The organism is Microlunatus ginsengisoli, assembly GCF_039537205.1.
In the GTDB taxonomy this organism is placed as follows: Bacteria; Actinomycetota; Actinomycetes; order Propionibacteriales; family Propionibacteriaceae; genus Microlunatus; species Microlunatus ginsengisoli.
In genome coordinates, this window is sequence record NZ_BAABAB010000018.1 from 1 (window position 1) to 18,562 (window position 18,562).

Sequence of the window (18,562 nt, forward strand, 5' to 3'; positions counted from 1 at the left end):
CTGAGGACATCATCCAAAAGGTGTCCAGAGGTCGCGACACCCTCCACCAGATCAAATCAACGACGGACCACTAGGCCCCTCTCCCGCGAGTCGACCTGGCTGCCGGGCGAGCCGCCGAGTCTGCCGGCGCCGCTCAGCCACCTCTGGCTGGAGCGCGGAGGCTGGAGACCGATGCCTGCACTAGTGCCCGTCGCAGGGCTGGTGTGACTTCATGCGTTGATCAGCTCCCGGAGCCACGTTGAATGCCGCCGACCATGCGCTGATCTTCGCTCGGCGGCAGCGACGTTTTCTGTCCAACCCCCCAACCCGCCGGCGCCGAGCTGCAGAGCTCGAGCCACACGCTCCGGCGGATCCAAAGCGCTGGTGATCAAGAGCCGCCGATCCCCGCGAAGCGGGGATCGTGCCGGTGCCGCGATGGTAGCGGGGCTTGCCCCGCAGTACTGTGCTTAGGCGCGAAGCGCCTGAGACGTGGCTCCGCACGGGCTGGTCCTCGAGCAGCGATCCGCTGACATACTCGATCCCTTCGGCCGGCGTCGACGGCACGCCCCGACTAAACTGAGACGCTCGGGTGAGCTCGACGATTTCCATCGGGTCGCCACCGCCCGGCGGCAGGCTGCGCACGAGCCGGGGGAGTGCGGGTCGGTCGAGTGTCCCTCCAACTCGACCAGGCGCATGCCGGCGTCACCCAGCGCCCGCGCGGATCACTGACCGGCGCCGAGGGTGGATCGCAGCAGCACACCGGAATCCAGCGACGTCGGTCTCGAGCTGATCGGACCCGCCGACGACAGGTGCGACCTGGCCTACGTCGACGGCGAAGACAACGACAACGGCCTGCTCGACGGCGCCGACAGCGCCGCCGTCGAGACCTGGATCTACCCGGGGAGCAGTTCGATCTGCGACTCCCGGTCTTCGACTTCGACGCTGCATTCGTCAAGACCTTCCACCCGGCGATCGACGTGACCAAGGACGCCGACCCGACGATCCTGGTCGGCTCGGGTGACGTCACCTACACATACGAAGTGCGCAACAGGTGCGACTCGTCGATGACGGCCGGCAGGGCTCACACTTCGCACGGCCACAGCTGTGCGCAATCGCCGAGCACGCTCGGATCCGGATGCTGTCCCCGGTGTGAACTCCGAATCCAATCTGCACATGCTTCTACCGCGCGACCCTCGCTGGACGTATGGCTCCGACCGGGATCGGCGAAGCCGAGAAGTGCCCCGCGGGTTCGACGAGTATCAGCTCCACGAGAACAGCTGTGCAGCGTGTGGCACGCTGTGATGCACGAGAACCGACCCTCCGGGCGGGATTCCTGGGCCGTTCCCGGTCCTGCTTGTTCCCGGTCCTGCTTGTTCCCGGTGTGTCCGGGGCCGTATCACGGTGACGTTCTTCGAGTCCTACCAGATATGAGCCCGAAGCAGCAGCCACCGGGGGGCACGCCGGCCCCGGCGCCGGGCTGGTACAACGATCCAGCCGGCGCAGGTTGGCGTTGGTGGAACGGTCACCACTGGACTGACCACTACGCGGGCCGGGTAAAGCCGGCCACCGTCCCCGTGGTTCCGTCCCGCACCCGCCGCCGGGTGCCCTGGATCCGGATCTCCGTGTTGGTGATCGCCACCGCGTTCGCGGCGATTGCACTGGTCCGGGGGCAGGACGTGGCTCGCGTCGGCCTGGACGGCCAGATCGAGTTCTACAGTCGCGGCACGTCGCAGGTAGACGAGAATGCCGTCCGGAGACAGCAGTCAGAGATTGAGGACCGGGTCTCGTCCCTGGAGCAATCGGCCCGAAGCGAAAGCGACAACACCGGTGCGCAAGCTGGCACGGCCAACATCGCCGGAGCCTGGGCAGGTGGGGGTGCCAGTTACACGATCGAGCAGTACGGCACCTCCGCTGTCATCGTCGAGCAGAGCACTTACGGCGTGACGGCGTACGGTATCGGATCGGTGAGCGGCACGCAGTTCTCATTTGAGTTCGAGGCCTTCGACGGCACCACCGGAACCGGGGAGCTGAACCTGATCAACAATCAGCGCCTTGTTGGCCAGTTCACCAACTATGCGGTGAACAAGACAGTGGACGCAATATTGACTCGCTGATCGGCCGGCCCCACGGATGGAACGGCATCACCCCGTCGACAGGAACGGCGACCTGCTTGCAGCCAGGATCGTTGTGGCACTGCCGCCACAGGCAGCCGTCGAGACCGAATGTAACTGCCAATGGTGTGTAGGGCATGGTGGGCGATCGCCCGGTCGGAGGCGCTGCGTTCGTAAGCGTAGGTGGCGCTATCCGGCGAACCCTTGTGTGGCGGAGGCCATGCCGTGCCCGGTCACCGCCGGGACCTCCGCCTTCCGCCATCGTGCCGTGTTGACGACCCGCGGATCGAACACACCGGGAGGGTTGCCGATCGCGCGGGCGAGGATGGGTGACCGGCGCAATGCGATGTTTAGCCTCATCCAGTCCGGTGAGATCGGCCGCCCGGGTCAGATCGGCGGGGGACAGCCCGACATGGAAGTCCGAGCCGAGCGGGTCGCAGACCTCGTCTCGAAGGAACCTGCCGAGGCTGCGGCCGTCGACCCGGCGGACAACCTCGCCCACCAATGCCCGTTGCAACGCAGGCTCACCGCACCCCGACCCTGGTGGCCACAGCGGCGGCGGCTTCGCCACCAGGCCACACATCAGCTCCCAGTCGTAGAAGGCTTCAGCCGGTGCTGGATCGTCCAGGAGCACGTGAGCCGATTGATGGCTCAGCACCTGCCGCATGGTCGTGTCAGCCTGCATCTCCGGCCAATAGGTGCGAAGCGGCGCGCCCAGGTCCAGCAGGCCCCGGTCGACGAGCACCAGTGCGCAGCCAGCGGCGAACGGTTTCGACACCGAGTACGGCATGGCGATGGTGTCCCGACGCCACGGACGCGCTCGATCGGCGTCACACACGCCACCTCAAAGGTCAACCAACCAGCGGTGTCGTGCCAGACTGCGACCGCCGCACCGGTGCCACGGATCCGCCGATCGGCCTCGACGATCTGCGAGAACGCCTCAACCGTGGCGCCGAAGGCAGAATCGCCGAACCCCTCGACAGACACACCCATATGCTGGCCGGGCCGCGCAGTCATCGCCAAGACCCCCGGCCCCTACGGGGTCGCAACTGCCTACGGGATGGAGCCACTAGCCGCGCCAGCGTCGTCGGCACGTGTGGCGAGGATCGAAGCGGTGTTTACCTGTGGTGTGGTCGGCTCGAGGACGGCGGTGGCGACGAGTCCGGGGTCGGTGTAGACGAGGTCGACGAGCCCTCGATTAGGGGTCGTTACTTGGCAGGTGGCGATCCCGAACCAGGAGTTGCCTCGGGTGTAGCCGACCCCGACGACATGTTTGCCGGGGTCGGTCAGCAGGCAGAAGGTGGCCGACCACCATATTCCGCGGGGTACTCGGTCGACGAACACCACTGGGCGTCCGGCTTCGGCTGTGGCCGACATGGGTGCCGGTACGCGGATCCGGACCCCCCGATCACCGGGTAGGGCCCGTCCGGGCCGGTTGAGGAACGCTCGAACTTCCCGATAGCCGAGCAGGAGATCGTCGGGTTGGAGGTCGGTGCCAGTGTCAACGAAGGTGCGGTGGACGACTCCTTCGTACGGTGAGCGGAGGGTGACGACCCGGGTCGGTTCGGCGCGGGCCGTGGTCGAGCGAATCTCGACCTCGACCAGAGGTCGTCCGAGACCAATCGGCTGACCCGGCCGGGTGAGCCATCGGCGAAGGACCGCCCGCCGATCCGGGGTCCAGTGCAGCAGTTCGCGAATGGTGACCGTTGCATCGCGGACGGGTGGAGAAGGTTTGGCGGGCGGACTCGGTGTGGTCACCGGCACCGGCTTTGTTGCTGCTGGCTTTGCCGGTTCCGTGGGTGGTCGGTAACGTTCCGCGGCCATCGCTGCGCCGAGCGCGACGCTGTGGGACGGGTTCCGCGGCATGATCACTTGGCAGTCGAGACGACGCGAGAGCGATTCGAACACCAGGGGGATGCGGACCGAGCCACCGACCAGCACCACGGAGGTGAGCTCCGTGGTCGAGGTACCGGCGTTTCGGACTGCTCGCTCGAAGGCGCGGATGGTGTCGTCGAGCGCCGGTCGGACCATCAGCTCGAACTCGCCGCGATTGATCCGCACGGAGCGGGTCAGACCGGGCAGGTCGACTGACACCTCCGCAACGTGATCGATTGACAGCGCTTCCTTGGCGGTGACGCAGCGTCGACGCATCCGGGTCAGCGCGGCGACGATCTCGGGGTCTTCCGAACGGGCAAGATCGGGCGCGTCACGACCCAGCGCATCGATGGTGAAGGCGTAGATCGCCTCGTCGAAGTCGATGCCACCGAGGTGCTCGATCCCCTCGGGGGGCCCAGCCAGCGCGAACGCCCCATTACGGGTGGCCCTCAACACCGCGGCATCGAATGTCCCCCCGCCGAGGTCGTACACGCCAACGAGCGAACCGTCGCGCCGCGCGTCTGCGCCCGCGTGGCGGACGGCCGCCGCCTCTGGCTCGGTGCACACGAGCGCGCTGGGCACCTCAGCCATCCGTATCACTTGTCGCAACAGATCGTGCTTGTATGGGCCCCAGTTGGCAGGGCAGGTGACGGCCAGCAACTCCGGAAGGTCTCCTTGTACGGACGCGACGCGTTCGACCACCCAGCGGAGTTGATGGGCCATCAGGGTTTGGGGGGAGAACATCCGCCCATCGATGATCAACGGAACCTGGTCACCCAACCGTCGCTTGAACTCGCGAGCGACCATGGTCGGCCGTTCCTCGCCGAGCTGTTCGGCTTCCCACCCGTGCACCAACGCACCATCGTCGCCAAGGCAGACGGTTGACGGGGCGTCGTATCGGCCGGGCTCAAGCTCGACGACCGTATGGTTTCCGTCCCGCGCGACGGCGGCGGCGGTGAATGTGGTGCCGAGGTCGACACCCAACCGATATGACGTCATGGCGTGTTCCTTCCGCGGGTCAGGTGTTGGACTCCTGTGAGTGGGTTGTCGGCACCGACGGAATGTAGTCGATCGGTTCCCACCCCGGGAACACATCCGGCGCGTCGGTGGGCTGTTCAACGGTTGGCTCCGATAGCGGATTGGCCGGCTGCTGCGGCGGCTCCAGGGGTGGTCCCGCCGGATGCGTCGCCGACGCCGGACCGGTCAGCGGTGCCACCGGCATGCCGGTAGCGATGGGATTGATCGATCCGGCCGGTGCCTGCGGATAGGCCGGTTGCGGAGCCGTCATGGGCACCTGGGGCTGTTGCGGCAGGCCGAGCGCGGCGCCCGCCGGTCCGCCGCCGGTCGGCGGCAGCCCGTACGGCGGTTGTGCGCCAGGATCTGACCCCGGACCTCCCGGCGCCATGCCCGGTCGACGCCGCAGCACAACCAAAACGACGGTCAGCCCGGCCGCGACGACTATCACGAGCGCAATCCCGACGATGATCATCGGCGTTCCGAACAGGCTCCCGAAGCCGTCACCGGTTTCCTGTGCCGGCGGGGGTGGTGTCTTGTCGTGGCCCGCGTTGATCTCGGTCTGACTCTTCGCGATGAAGGCATCGACGTACGCGTGAGCCGGGAACAGCGCCTTCACCTGTTGGAACTCACCCAACGCCTTGCTGTAGTACTCGCTGTGGAAGTCGTCCAAGGCCCGGTCGTAGATCACCGTGGTCTGGCTCGGCGTGGTCAGGTCGGCACCACTTCGACTCAAAGCGTCCTTGATCACATCCAACGGCATCAGGTAGTACTGGCCGGCACCGGAGCCGTTCTGGTCGGTAGCACCCCAGACGAGGATGCCGACCACCTGTCCGTCCTCGTTGAACGCCGCCCCACCGGAGCTGCCCGGCATCGCATTCGCATCGGTCTGCAGGATCGGCGTCCCGCCGCTGGTCGTCTTCAGCGCAGTGATCGAGCCCTTCGTCAAGGTGGGCTGCAACTGCGATGCCTTCGAGAAGTCCTTCAGATACGTTGCCGCGGCCGGGAACGCGTTGATGTAGACCTGCTCGCCCTGCTGCGGAGAATCGCTGCCGAGCGGCACCGTGGGCAATGACCCATCGACCCGGATCCGCAGCACCGCAACGTCGGCGCCCAAGGCCGGATCGGAACGGAAGACGACCTCGGCTGGCTGGTTCTTCCCCACCCGCTGGCCGGTCCCGGAGGCGACCCCCAGCCGGACCGCCACAATCGGCCTGCCCAGATCGACATGGACCTTGGCCTGGGCGAATCCCGACATCGTGCGCACGATGTTCCTCATCGCGCCGGTGGAAAGATCGAACTTGGCGAACTCCTTCAACCACGCCTTGCTATCGGCCCGGGCGAAGTTCGCCGCACCGGACTCGGCGAACAGCTTCTTCACGTCGGCATCCGGGGTCACCACGTGCCGCGCAGTGATCACGTAGCCGTCACGGTTGGCGATGAAGCCGCTGCCGACGAACTGGGCGCTGAGCTTCTGGGTCCGCTTCCGCCCGGTCTCCTTGAGGTAGCGGGCCGGGTCTCGCTGAGCGCGGTCGAAGATGTAGCTGATGAACCCGCCGGCACCGAACTCGCGGCGAAGCAGTTTCACGTAGGCACGCACGATCAGTTGCTGGCCCGCCTTGGAGAACTCGATCCGGCCCAGCTTCACGGTCGCGTGATACTCCGTCGTGATGATCTGGACGGCTGGGTTGGTGTACTCGGCCAGCTTTGTTTCGGTGGTTGGCGGATTGGCGCTGGCGGGCACCACCCACATTCCGGCGCTCAACGCCGTTGCAGCCACGGTGGCCGCCGCGCCCCGGGCGATTGCCCGCCAACGTGCGGGGCGGCGATCGCCGACCCCAATGCCCTTTGTGGTGTCTCCTTGCATGATGTTGCCCCCATCTCGAACGTGCCCCATCGACCCGTGTCACTGTCGGACCGCCGCAGCCGCGGCTGGATCAATCCAGCTATCTAGATGGCGGCGGAGGGCGGTCAGATACCAAGGAGGGCAGACGTCGCGAATTCACCTAACTGGGGGAGACGGCGTACTTCCTTGACGGGCCGTGGACCATGCCTGATCGCACCGGAGTTGACATTTCTCCACTCCGAGTTCTGGATTTCAAGGCTTGTCCCGTGGCTCAAGTACCGGAAGGGCCTACGACGCGGTCCCGCTTCCGCATCGCCGCACACCCGGGCTACGAACCCACCCATCCGCACTACGCGCCGGGAGAGGAGGACAGGTGAGTCTTCGATGACGGCGGTCTCGAGCTGGGCCACGTCATCGCTGTGTTGCCCGCTCGAGCATTGGCGTGATGCGGAGACGCAGCCCGGCCGGCTCCCACAATCGACCTTCCCCGGATTCAAAGACACGGTCCTGGTTCGGGGGCCCGGTACTAACCTTCCCTACGTGCACCCGAACAGCATCGCCGACGCGCTCAGGCAATCGGTGATATTCGAGGCGGTGGGCCGTGACGCAGTCGACGAGCTGGCTGCGCTGTGCCGCTCACGCCAGTACCGTCGAGGTCAGTTCCTGTGGTGCCAGGGTGACCCCGGTGACTATCTGGCCGTGATAGCACAAGGTCAGGTGAAAGTGACCGCATCCACGCCTGGGGGCGACGAGATGCTCCTCGCCACACTTGCCCCATACGAGGAGGTCGGACATCTTGCCGTGATCGATCAAGGCCAGCGATCCGCGTCCGTGGTGGCGATGGAACCGACGATGGCGATCCTGATCGGACGCGCGCCGTTACTGGCACTCATGCAGACCAGTCCGGAGATGCTCGATGCGCTTCTCCGGTCGATGGGACTGCTGGTTCGCCGGCTGACCGATCGCGCAAATGATCTGGTGTATCTCGACCTCGGCGGCCGAGTCGCCAAACTGCTGCTGGCCCAAGACGGTGAGCATGCCGGAGACAATCGTGGACTCCACCTCGGCCTCACCCAGACCGAACTGGCCCAGATGGTCGGCGGCTCAAGACCGGCCGTGAACCGGGTGCTGCAAGATCTGGTTGCTCGGGGCCTCATCAGACTTGAGGGCCGAAGGATCGTCATCCGCGACCGGAGCGCGTTGGCGCGTCGGGCCGGGATCTGATGTTGGAATGGCCGAACCGGAGAGATAGGCGATGACTCGATGGCAAATTGGAGGCTGTGATGCACAGTCGGTGAGTCTTCTGATTCACGGGTGCAAGCTCCTAGGCGGCGTCTCTGGTCAGCGCCTGAATGGTTGCCGTGTTCGCGAGCTTGGACAGACAGCGGGCCCGGGTGGGGCCGATGCTGCCGATCGGCATGTTCATTTGGGAGCTGATTTGCTCGTAGGGGATCGGCGGGTCCGCCGCGAGGAGGCCGACGAGTTCCTGGGTGCGCGGCGGCAGTTCAGCCACGCCCTGGCGGACGGCCTCGCAACGCTCAGCGCGCAGGAGGTGGGCATCGACGTCACCGTCGGACGAAGACATCAAAATTGTCGCGTTGGTTGTACCCGGATCGGCCAGCAGCGCCACCCGGTGACGTGCGCGGATCACACCGCACGCCGCGTTCGTGGTCGTCGTCTTGATCCAGCCGGGAAGAGCTCGAGGGTCTCGGATCGAGGACAGGTTGATGAAGACCTTGAGCCAGACATCCTGGCTGACGTCGGCTGCATCCTCGGACCCCAGTCGGAACTGCCGACATACCGAGTTGATCAAGGGTTGGAACTGTTCGATTAGTGCATCCCAGTCCGGGCCTAGGGTCGTTGTGCACACAGGGTCCTCGGCGTCCCGCGGCGACGGCTCAGTGTCATGCATGTCGCTTCTCCCAGCGGTTGGAGGTCGATCTGCTGCCGCCTAATCTGCTCAGCAGGAGCCCCCGCCGCTGTGCTGCAGAGCACAGCATCCGTGTACGGCTGAAGACACTCGGTGCTGGCTCAATTGAGGCTTGCCCCACCCGGCGCAGCCTGCCGTGACCTGACCGGGAGCACTCAATCGCCGGATGCTTCCCCATCGAGGGGGTAGCGCCGCTTCAGCTCTGCGCTTCTTTCCGCGTTCGACGACGTAGCGCATTCGCCGCCAGGCGTTGGGCGTTGACAGGCGTGACAACAGACAGTTCCGACTTAAGTTAAGCTCCGGCATGGGGTCACCTAGGTCGTAGTCGCTGACTCTGGTCGGGCCGAGCTCGCGACAGCTGACCTCGGGCTTCGAGCCGGGTTAGGTCTTGACCTCCTCTGAGGTGGCCAGCTCGCTCGATGCCGCACTTTCCGCGACTTTAGAACGTCGCAACACCTTGAGTCAGGCAGACCCCCAATGGATATCCTCGACTCCAGGAGGGATCGCTTTCCGGCACTTCCTCCAGCGGGTGAGGGGAAGGTCCTGTGGGAGGAGCCTTTGGGGACCGCGGAAGCGTCCCGTCGCGTCAGATGCGGGTGGCCATGTGAGCCGGCCGCTTGATGAGCAGCTTCCGTCGAACAGGACGTTGCCGACGGGAACCGTGACCTTTGTCATGTCCGACATCGAGGGATCGACTCGGCTGCTTCGTGAGTTCGGCGAGACCTACGCGGTACTGCTCGCCACCCATCAGACTCTTCTGCGCACTGCTTGTGCGGACCACGACGGCGTCGAGATCGACGCCGAGGGTGACGCCTTGTTCTTCGCGTTCACCGATGCAGCCCAAGCGGCCCGAGCCTGCCTCGAAGGTCAGCAGTCGCTCGGCACGCACCCGTGGCCAGAGGCTGGCCAGGTACGCGTTCGCATCGGAATACACACCGGCGAGGCTAAACCAAGCGGCGGAAATTACGTGGCACTTGCCGTTCATCAAGTCGCTCGCATCTGTGCCGCCGCCCACGGTGGTCAGACTCTGATCTCCGAGTCCACCGCCCATCTCCTCGCCCGCAGACAGGTTGTCGGCTCGACAATCGTCCCGCTTGGATTATTCCGGCTTCGCGGCTTTCCAGACCCACAGCGATTGTTCGAACTGCGCCAGGTCAACCTTCAGCACCGATTCCCCCCGCCCCGTGCGGTTGGCGTGGTCAGGCACAATCTGCCATTCCTCCGATCAAGCTTCGTCGGGCGAGACGACGAACGCACCGAATTGGGATCGCTGCTCCAGAACGAGGGCGTCGTAAGCCTGGTCGGAATGGGCGGTGTGGGAAAGACCCGCCTCGCGATCCAGGTCGCCTTTGACGTCGCCGATCAATTCGCCGATGGGGTCTGGATGGTGGAACTGGGATCCATCTCTAGTCCCGCGGCCGTTCCGCGGGCGATCGCCAGATCAGTCCTCACAGATGAGAAGCCCCGCGATGAAGTAATCGAAACCCTGGTCGAGGCTCTGGCTGAACAGACCGCGATGCTGGTGCTCGACAACTGCGAGCACGTTCTCGACGAGGTCGCACGTATTTCCACTCGCCTGTCGCGGCAATGTCGGCGCCTGACAATTCTGCACACCAGCCGGGAACCGCTCGACATCGACGGCGAGATCGTCTGGCGTGTCAACCCGATGCCCGTCGTCAACCCGCGCGTTGGGACCGAGGAGTCGAACGCATCGGATGCAGTGTGCCTGTTCGCTGCCCGAGCCCGCACGGTCCTGCCACGTTTCCGGTTGAGTGCGGAAAACATCGGCGATGTCACCGCTATCGTGACCCAGCTCAATGGGATCCCCTTAGCCATTGAACTCGCCGCGGCGGCCCTCAGCGACCGCCCGCTTGAGGCGATCCGCAGCGCACTTGCCGACCGTTTCTCGCTGGTCACCTACGGCCGCCGCACCGGTCCGAAGCGCCATCAGACACTCCGCGCCGCCTTGGAATGGAGCCTGGAATTGCTCCCGGTCGAGGAACGTCGACTTTTCGCTGCTCTCGCCGCGTTCGACAACCGGATGAGCAGCGACGCGGTTGCAACGGTTTGTTCCGGCTTGGTCGCGCCGGCCGATGCCATCCCACGAATCCTCCGCCACCTCGCGCGGGCCTCCCTAATCGTGCCCGGTGAACATGCGGATCGCTGGTCGATGCTCGAATCTGTCCGGCAGCTGGCAGAAATCGAGCTGGACGCGCTTCACGCTCGCCCTCAGTTGATTGCCCGGCATCAGGAGTGGTTCGCACGTCGGGCGGCCGACCTCGCCCCCCATATCGGCCGCGCGGAGGCGGCAACCGCCAGGCGCGAACTGACCGCCGACGAGGCCAACTTCCGGCGCGCGATCCACACAGCGATCGAAGCGCAGAACACCAACGTGGCCCTTCGGCTGTGCAATGAGCTCGCACCGTTCTGGACATCACACGGGGACTGGAGTGAAGGTTGTGAGCTGCTGGAGGCAGTGATCGCCCTACCCGACTTCGAATCGGGTCTCCGCGCTTCCGCGCTCGTAGCGCTCGGCCACCTCCTTCTCCTGCGAGGCGATCTGGCGTCGGCGGAAGCTCGATTCGTTGAGGCACGACGGCTCGCCCCCCGACCCGGCGACACCCCCATCTACGCCCGCGCCGTCGCCGGCGAGGGCCACATTGCCTTTCGTCGTTCGCAACTGACTAAAGCGCAGAGCCTCTGGGAGGAGGCACTAGGAATCGCCGAGCGCAGCGGCGACGGGCGCACGGTCGCCAGCACTCTGCGCAGCCTTGCAATCTGCTCCGCAAGCAGCGGACGGCAGGACGTGGCTGGTCAGCTTCTCGACCGGGCGCTGCAACTGGCTCGGGCACTGGGGGACGACCAGCAGGTGCGACTGCTGCTCGGCTCGATCGCCGAACTTAGGCTGTGGTTGGGTGACTATCAGTCCTCTGAGCAGGCTTACGGTGAGGCCCTGGCGCTCGCTTCGTCGATCGGTGACCTGTCCGCGAGGCCCCTGATCTTGGCGGAATTAGGTTGGGTTGCGCTGCTGCAGGGTGATATCCCGACCGCCCAGCGCCTCGCAGTTCAGTCCGTCGAGTTGGGTGACGAACTCGGAAGCCTGCGGGTGAAATCACACGCCTTGCGCCTCGAAGGCGAGGCCCTGATTCGTCGTGCGGACTACGGTCCGGCGACCACTGCACTCGCTGCGGCTCTCGATGCGGCACAAAGGCTGGCTGCGCCGGCCGAGATTGCTGGCGTGTGTTGCTCGCAGGCCTACCTGGCACTCGCGCAGGGGGACAACGTGTCGGCTTGTCGGCTCGCGGAACAGGCAGGGGCGCCTTCATCGCTGGAACACACAATGCGTCTTGTGTCCTGGAGGTGGATCCTGGGCGTCGTCGCGCTCATCCGAGGTGACCTGCCGGCAGCCGAGCAGGTTTTCCGCGACGAGCTTGCGCAGGCTGAGCGCGCGCAATTGGTGCGCCATCAGGCGAATGACCTGTGGGGGCTGGCGCGGGTCGCTGCCAGTTCGGCAGACACTGGGAAGGCCGCGAGACTTCACCATCGTGCACTCATGATTCGCTATCGCATCGGGGACAACATCGGTATGAGCGACTCGCTGGTCGGCTTGGCGACGGTCCTTGCCCCGTCAGCGGCTCATGACGCCGCCCGCCTTCTGCAGGCCGCGCTGGCGATGCGGGCCCGAGTTGGTGCCAAGCCCACGCGGCGTGAAGCCGTCGAGATCACGACTGCAGTGGCCGCGATTAGACAATCCGCTGAACATGTGCGGCTCACTGGGGTGGGCAGCGACTCAGCTTTGGATGAGCGGTCAGCGGTGGAGCTTGCCAATCGTCTTGTCGAGGTCACTGTCATGGGTGTCCGATGACCAGCAGTGCAGCGAGCGGAAAGGAGGAGGCCATGACCGGGTGGCTGGATGGTGAGGTCGCGCTTGTCACTGGTGCGGGTTCGGGGTTGGGACGAGCGATCGTAGACCGGTTCGTCCGTGAAGGAGCCAAGGTTGTTGTGCTCGATCGAGCCGCCGACCGTGTGGCGAGCGTTGAGGCCGCGCACCATGGATCGGTAAAGGGCGTGGTGGGCGACGTCACCGTGTCCGCGGACAACGAGACGGCTGTCGCGAGGGCCAACGAATCGTTCGGTCACTTGGACATATTCGTCGGAAACGCTGGAATGTTCGACTTCGGCGCAAGAATCGTCGACACGCCGATCGACGACCTTGGGCGAGCGTTCGACGAGCTCTTCGGCCTCAACGTGAAGGGATACCTTTTAGGAGTGAAGGCGGCGATCCCCGCCCTGGCCGACAGCTCAGGCAGCATCGTTCTGACCGCCTCCATGTCGTCGACCCATGCAGGTGTGGGTGGCGTCGTCTATACGGCGTCCAAGCATGCAGTCGTCGGACTCGTCCGACAGCTGGCCTACGAGTTGGCCCCCCGTATCCGCGTCAACGGTGTGGCGCCGGGGTTCATGAGCACGGATATCCGCGGACCCAAAGCCCTTGGGCTGAGTGAGCAGACGCCGGCTGCAACCGTCGATCTCGAGCAGCTCGCGAGCGTAGTCACGCCGCTGGGATTCCTTCCACGACCGGAAGACTACACAGGTCACTACGTGCAGCTCGCATCGCGGACGAATGCAGCGGCAACCACCGGCGTCGTGATCGCCTGCGACGGTGGGCTCGAGGTTCGCGGATTCGACCTCGCGCTGGGCAGAGGCTGATCGAAGTCACTGCCTTCACTCGAGAAATCGCTGCAATGGCGATGTACTCGCCCTGAACCAATTTGAGGCACGATGATGCTCAGTTGCAATGTGCCCGTGATTAAACTCTCTCTTATCGGGACTACACGAGCTAAGGGGCTAAGGTCTTGGCCGCTGTGGCCTTCGCCAGCCGCTGCACCAAAACCGAACTCTCGCGCCCTGGTCGGAATCTCTGCATCCTCGGCCGGCGAACATACGGGAGTGCTTCGCAACTCCGTGCTCTGGCCACCACTCGTAAGTCGTCCCGCGTCGTGTAGAATCTACCTCTCTATGTCAATACGGCTACCTGGTCTCCTCCGAATCATTCGTTGCCAGTATCCGAACCTGTTGGTGGTGTCGGTGTTGCCGCCGTTGTTGTGTCCGTTGCGGTGACGGAGATCAGGGTGAGGCCGAGGTCGCGGACTTTGGTGAGCAGGCCGTGTAGTTCGGCCTGCTCGGTGACCGTGCCGGTAAGGGTTGTGGTTCCGTCGTCGTCGTGGGTCAGGGTCAAGCCAGCGAACCAGGATGACCAGTGCCGGTCCAGGTGCCCGTTGACCCGCAGCTGGTAGCCGGAGCGGACCTGTCGTTTCGGTGTGGGGGTCATCAGGACCCGGCCTTTGCGGTCGCCCTGTCGATGGGTTGGTTGATCCGGCGGTGGCGGGGTCGGCGGATGACGTACTCGGCGACCGCGAGGTTGATCACCCAGGCCGCTCCGAGACTCAGATCGAGCGTGAACTGGCTGGTGCCGAAGACCGCGGGTCCGATGGCCTTGGTGAACACCTGGGTGCCAGCACCCAGCGCGAGGGCGTACGCGCGGGTCATCCAGGCCCGGTGGCAGACGATGTCACGGCGGCGGATCGCGGTGAAGCCAAGGACGAGGCTGGCGGCCAGGCTCGACCCGAAAGCGAGCCGGAACAGGAACGCCAACACGCCGGTGTCTGGTTGACGCGGATAGAACAGCGTCATCCACAGCGCCGAGACCGCCACAGCCAAGCCCAGGAATACCAGGATCCGTCCGGCCGCCCGGTGCCAGCCCGGCCGGCGGCGCCGGAACCGGGCCGAGAACTGGAAGGCGCCGAGGACTGCGTACCCGAGGGCGCTGACGATGTGCACGATCAGCGGCACAGGTGATGCGGTCATCCGCGGGTCAGCCGGCATCAGCTGCGGGCCGCCGGCTAGCCCGATCAGTCGCAAGGTGCCGAAGACGGCGGGGGTGAGGACGAGGGCGATGAGTGCGAACGGCAGCCACCGGTTCGATCGCCCTCGGCGGCTGGCGGCCGAAGCGTGGCGGGTCATTTGGCGTCGGTCGGGTCGAGCTGTGAGCCGACCGGGGTGGGCACGGTCTTCGTGGTGCGCTGTTCGCGCCACAGGGAATAGCCGAGGCCGACCAGGGCGACGCTGACCGGAATGGCGAACAGCCGTTGGGTGAGTTCGGGCAGCTGGGAGGTCGCAACAGTCGCGACGGCACCCACGGACAGCAGCAGTGCCGCCCACCGGGCGAGGATTCCTGCCCGGAAGAGGGCGATGCCGAAGATGATCCCGCCGGCGATGTAGGCGATTCCGGCGCCGTTGATGAGGACGCCAACCGCACCGATGTCGCCGACCGGGGTGCCATGCGTGGCCACCGCGAGCACGTCATTGACATAGCCGGGCTGCTGGGAGGCGAGGACGGGGAGGACGAACACGCCGACGACCTGGACGCTGAAGATGCCGAGGTAGCCGAGGCCGAGGATGGCGTAGCCGATCAGGCCGACTACTCCGGTCTGCCGAACCTGGCGCAGGTAGATGCCGGTGACGCCGATCAGCGACAAGATGGCCATGAAGATCTTCGCGGTTTCGCGGACTGCGTACTCGGTGGTGGTGGTGAAGGGCGCGTCCAGGAGGGGGTGCTTGATCTGGACGGCAATGAACAGCAGGCCGCCGGCGACGGCGGCCAGGCCGGCCGCCCGGGTGAGCTTGGTGGTGGTGACGGTCATGTCTGACTCCCTGGTGTGTTGAGTGTGCGTGGCGGGATGACTTGAACCTAGGGACGGGCAGGGCGAGCGGGCGTCACCCAACGATGTGACTGACTGGGTGACTCGGCCGCGGCGGCGGTTACAGCAGGCCGCGTTCGCGGGCGCGGAGCACCGCCGCCCGGCGGCTGGTGACGTCGAGCTTGGTGAAGATGTGCTTGGTGTGGGTGCGAAGCGTGTTGTAGGAGACGAACAGCTCGCGGGCGATCTCCGGCCCGGTCAGCTCGCTATCGAACAGCCGGAGCACCTGCAGCTCGCGGTCGCTCAACGGGCCGGCCAAGACTCTGCCGACGACGGCGGCAGCAACCGGCCCGAAGGGGCAGCCGCGACCTCGGCCGTCGCGGCCAGCCCGAGCAGGCGCTGTGGGTGACCGTTTGCAAGTCCCTGTTCGCGCGCGTCCTGCAGCAACCTCAGCATGCGAGCACCCTCGTCCAGGAGGAGCCGCGCGTACGCCTCCGGTTCGGGGGCCAGTGTCAACGCCTCCACCAGTGACTCCAGGGCGTACGCACGCCGTCCCTGCGCGTCGCGGCCCAGGGCCTGCAGGAGACGAATCTCCAGGAGACTTCCCGCCCGCTTCGACGCATCGGCGGCCGCGTACAGCCGGTCCAACAGGCCGGACGCACGGTCGAGCGCTCGGCCGTCGTGGGCGGCCTCGTGCTCGGCGAGGAGCAGGCGGACCAGGGTGAGGTGGTCGAACTCCCGGAGATAGCTGGTGCCGTCGGTGGCGGACACGCCGCGCTCCCGAGCCCAGTCGGCCGCCTTGGACAGGTTGCCGCGCTTGATCCAGATCCGCGCCTTGAGGGCGGCGATGGGCCGGAGGTCGGGGAAGAATCCCGCCCGGTAGAAAACGGTCGCCCGGTCCAGGAACGCGACGGCCTCATCCGGTTCGCCGGCAGCGTTGGCGAGGAGCCCGCTCGCCACGAACCAGCGGAACCGGCCCTCGGTCATCGCGGTGTGGTCAGCGAGTGCTTCGGCGGCCTCGAGGTGTCGCTTGGCATTCGCGAGGTCGCCGGCCTCGCCGTCGAGCTCGCTCAGCCCGACGTGCAGGCCGGTCGTTGCCCGCGCAAAGGCGCCGCCCCGAGACTCGGCCAGCTGAATCGCGCGGGCGTAGAGGCGTCGGGCCTGGCTCGGACGGCCGGCGGCCAGCCACATATCCGCGAGCGGGATCGTGCTGTTCAGCGCGTCGAGGACATTGCCGGCGGCGTGCAGGCTGGCTACCGCCTGCGTGAACGTCTCCAGGGCGGTCGGCACATTTCCCTCGGCCCAGGCGGCCAGTCCGAGAAACCCGGCGGCACCACCGCGCGCGAGGTGGTCATCCGGTCGGGCGAGGTCGAGAGCGTGCCGGGCGTGTTCCGCCGTCGCGGCCGCGTCGCCTCCCGCCTGGGCGAGCGAGGCCCGATAGATGGCAATGGTCGCCGGCAGCGTCCGGAGCTCCGCGGTGTCGGGCAAGGGGAGAGCCCGCCCGACGGGAACGGCGACCAGCACGCGTTCCGCGTCGTCGAGCCGAGGTTCGACCGCGTCGAGGTCGCCGGAGTGCATCAGCATGTCTCCGTAGAACACGCTGAGCACGGGGCTGCGCCGGATGGTGTCGTCGGGCAGCGCCCTCAGCCAGCCGTACATCAGCGCCTCCTGCCGGTGGCGTCGGATGGCCGGCATGGTCAGCTCGACCAGGCGGGCCGCCCGGTCGAAGTCGCGTCCCGCGAGGGCGTGCCGGACCGCCTCGTCGGCCAGGTCGTGACCCTCTTACCACTGGCTGGCCCGTTGGTGTAGCAGTGAAACCTGGTCCGGCTGCTCGGTGATCATCCGGGCCCGGAGCACGTCGGCGAACAGGTGGTGGTAGCGGTACCACTCGCGCCGGTCGTCCAGGGCGACGATGAGAGGTTCGCGCGGTCCAGGGCCACGAGCATCTCGCTGCCGTCGTCACCGCCGGTGACGGCGTCACACAGCGGCCCAGTCAGCCGGTCGAGCACCGCTGATTGCAAGAGGAAGCGGCGCACCGTGTCGGTCTGGTGCCGCAGCACCTCCTCGATCAGGTAGTCGACGATGTAGCGGTCGTCCCCGGCGAACCGGGCAATGAAGCGGCTGGCGTCCTCGCGTCCCTGGAGCGACAGCGCCGCGAGCTGGAGCGCCGCGATCCAGCCCTCCGTCCGCTCCTCGAGGGCGGCGACGTCCGCCGCGGCGAGATCCAGGCCGGTCACCGCGGTGAGGTACGCGGTGGTCTCGGCGGAGGTGAAGCGCAGGTCGGCGGCCCGGATCTCGACCAGCTCGCCGCGTACCCGCCATCGGGCCAGCGGCAGATCGGGATCGGCCCGGGTGCTGATCACGACGTGCACGTGGGCCGGAAGATGATCGAGGAGGAAGGCCACACCCTCGTTACCTCCTGATTGTCGACCAGGTGGTAGTCGTCGAGCACCAGCCACACCTCGCCCGGCGCGGCGGCCAGTTCGTTCAGCAGCGTGGTGAGGACCAGTTCGGTGGGCGCCGGCGAGGCCGCAAGGACCTCCAGCGCTCTCGAACCCACGCCCGCGACTGCTCCCTCGAGCGCGGTTGCCACGTAGGTCCAGAACGATGCGGGTTCGTTGTCCGCGGCGTCGAGCGAGAGCCACGCGACGGATCGGTCCGCGGTGGCTGCCTCGTGCAGCCAGGCCACTGGCACGGTCGTCTTGCCGAACCCGGCCGGGGCCGAGATCAGTGTCAGTCTTGCGTCAGCTCCGGCCTCCATCCGCCTTATCAGTCGGGGGCGTGCCACCGATCGGCGCCGCAGCTTGGGGACGTACAGTTTCGTGCCCAGCAACACATCCGTCATGCCCTGCTCATTCCCCGGGAGCGTTCTTGTCGGTGGTCTCGCCCGGGCGTGCACGCGTTCGCCCGGCGGCCCGAACATGCTGAGGATCTCCGCCGGCTCGTCCACGGTGCTGCCGAGCCAGTGCGGCACGCGAGTGTCGAACTCGGCTGCTTCGCCGGCGCCGAGGGCGAGGTTGTGGTCGCCGAGCACCAAGCGCATGCGGCCAGCAAGGACGAACAGCCATCGAGTACCCCTCCGTCCAAGACGCGACAGACGTCAAGA

16 protein-coding genes are annotated in these 18,562 nt (G+C 66.4%); 5 read left to right on the top strand and 11 right to left on the bottom strand.

What is annotated here, in order from left to right; translation table 11 throughout:
* Positions 1–720: 720 nt before the first annotated feature.
* Positions 721–960, top strand: coding sequence for a hypothetical protein (locus tag ABD747_RS13670; protein ID WP_344805401.1), 240 nt, complete (start codon positions 721–723; stop codon positions 958–960).
* 446 nt (positions 961–1,406) lie between these two features.
* The gene (locus tag ABD747_RS13675; RefSeq protein WP_344805402.1) at positions 1,407–2,093 is read left to right on the top strand and encodes a DUF2510 domain-containing protein; all 687 of its coding nucleotides are present in this window, start codon (positions 1,407–1,409) and stop codon (positions 2,091–2,093) included.
* On the opposite strand, the gene ABD747_RS13680 is transcribed toward ABD747_RS13675, so the two are convergent.
* From ABD747_RS13680 to ABD747_RS13690, 3 genes are all read right to left on the bottom strand, one after another.
* Positions 2,044–2,928: a serine hydrolase domain-containing protein gene (locus ABD747_RS13680; protein WP_344805403.1), complete on the bottom strand. Its 885-nt coding sequence runs from the start codon at positions 2,926–2,928 to the stop codon at positions 2,044–2,046. The genes ABD747_RS13675 and ABD747_RS13680 overlap by 50 nt on opposite strands.
* Before the next feature lie 215 nt (positions 2,929–3,143).
* Positions 3,144–4,964: an Hsp70 family protein gene (locus ABD747_RS13685; protein ID WP_344805404.1), complete on the bottom strand. Its 1,821-nt coding sequence runs from the start codon at positions 4,962–4,964 to the stop codon at positions 3,144–3,146.
* Between the two features lie 19 nt (positions 4,965–4,983).
* Positions 4,984–6,759 (bottom strand): trypsin-like peptidase domain-containing protein, encoded by a 1,776-nt coding sequence (locus tag ABD747_RS13690; RefSeq protein ID WP_344805405.1) that lies wholly within the window; start codon positions 6,757–6,759, stop codon positions 4,984–4,986.
* 606 nt (positions 6,760–7,365) lie between these two features.
* Between ABD747_RS13690 and ABD747_RS13695 the strand changes: the two genes are divergently transcribed.
* Positions 7,366–8,049 (top strand): Crp/Fnr family transcriptional regulator, encoded by a 684-nt coding sequence (locus ABD747_RS13695; RefSeq protein WP_344805406.1) that lies wholly within the window; start codon positions 7,366–7,368, stop codon positions 8,047–8,049.
* Between the two features lie 100 nt (positions 8,050–8,149).
* On the opposite strand, the gene ABD747_RS13700 is transcribed toward ABD747_RS13695, so the two are convergent.
* Positions 8,150–8,737, bottom strand: coding sequence for an RNA polymerase sigma factor (locus ABD747_RS13700; protein ID WP_344805408.1), 588 nt, complete (start codon positions 8,735–8,737; stop codon positions 8,150–8,152).
* A gap of 622 nt (positions 8,738–9,359) precedes the next feature.
* Here ABD747_RS13700 and ABD747_RS13705 point away from each other — a divergent pair.
* Together ABD747_RS13705 and hcaB are read left to right on the top strand one after the other, a co-directional pair.
* On the top strand, positions 9,360–12,620 hold the full coding sequence (locus tag ABD747_RS13705) for an ATP-binding protein (protein ID WP_344805410.1): 3,261 nt from the start codon (positions 9,360–9,362) through the stop codon (positions 12,618–12,620).
* Positions 12,621–12,652: 32 nt separating this feature from the next.
* Entirely contained in the window at positions 12,653–13,465 is an 813-nt protein-coding gene (gene hcaB / locus ABD747_RS13710; protein ID WP_344805411.1) for a 3-(cis-5,6-dihydroxycyclohexa-1,3-dien-1-yl)propanoate dehydrogenase, read from the top strand.
* A 340-nt stretch (positions 13,466–13,805) separates the two neighbouring features.
* Here hcaB and ABD747_RS13715 read toward each other — a convergent pair whose 3' ends face one another.
* From ABD747_RS13715 to ABD747_RS13745, 7 genes are all read right to left on the bottom strand, one after another.
* On the bottom strand, positions 13,806–14,087 hold the full coding sequence (locus ABD747_RS13715) for a hypothetical protein (protein ID WP_344805412.1): 282 nt from the start codon (positions 14,085–14,087) through the stop codon (positions 13,806–13,808).
* Positions 14,087–14,779, bottom strand: a complete 693-nt coding sequence (locus ABD747_RS13720) for a DUF2306 domain-containing protein (protein ID WP_344805414.1) — start codon at positions 14,777–14,779, stop codon at positions 14,087–14,089. The genes ABD747_RS13715 and ABD747_RS13720 overlap by 1 nt, the downstream gene beginning before the upstream one ends.
* Positions 14,776–15,459, bottom strand: a complete 684-nt coding sequence (locus tag ABD747_RS13725) for a hypothetical protein (RefSeq protein ID WP_344805416.1) — start codon at positions 15,457–15,459, stop codon at positions 14,776–14,778. The genes ABD747_RS13720 and ABD747_RS13725 overlap by 4 nt, the downstream gene beginning before the upstream one ends.
* Positions 15,460–15,577: 118 nt before the next feature.
* On the bottom strand, positions 15,578–15,763 hold the full coding sequence (locus ABD747_RS13730; protein ID WP_344805418.1) for a response regulator transcription factor: 186 nt from the start codon (positions 15,761–15,763) through the stop codon (positions 15,578–15,580).
* Positions 15,760–17,151, bottom strand: a complete 1,392-nt coding sequence (locus ABD747_RS13735; RefSeq protein WP_344805420.1) for a tetratricopeptide repeat protein — start codon at positions 17,149–17,151, stop codon at positions 15,760–15,762. The genes ABD747_RS13730 and ABD747_RS13735 overlap by 4 nt, the downstream gene beginning before the upstream one ends.
* A 143-nt stretch (positions 17,152–17,294) precedes the next feature.
* Positions 17,295–17,819, bottom strand: coding sequence for a hypothetical protein (locus ABD747_RS13740; RefSeq protein ID WP_344805422.1), 525 nt, complete (start codon positions 17,817–17,819; stop codon positions 17,295–17,297).
* The gene (locus tag ABD747_RS13745; RefSeq protein WP_344805453.1) at positions 17,816–18,553 is read right to left on the bottom strand and encodes a cupin domain-containing protein; all 738 of its coding nucleotides are present in this window, start codon (positions 18,551–18,553) and stop codon (positions 17,816–17,818) included. The genes ABD747_RS13740 and ABD747_RS13745 overlap by 4 nt, the downstream gene beginning before the upstream one ends.
* Positions 18,554–18,562 lie beyond the last annotated feature (9 nt).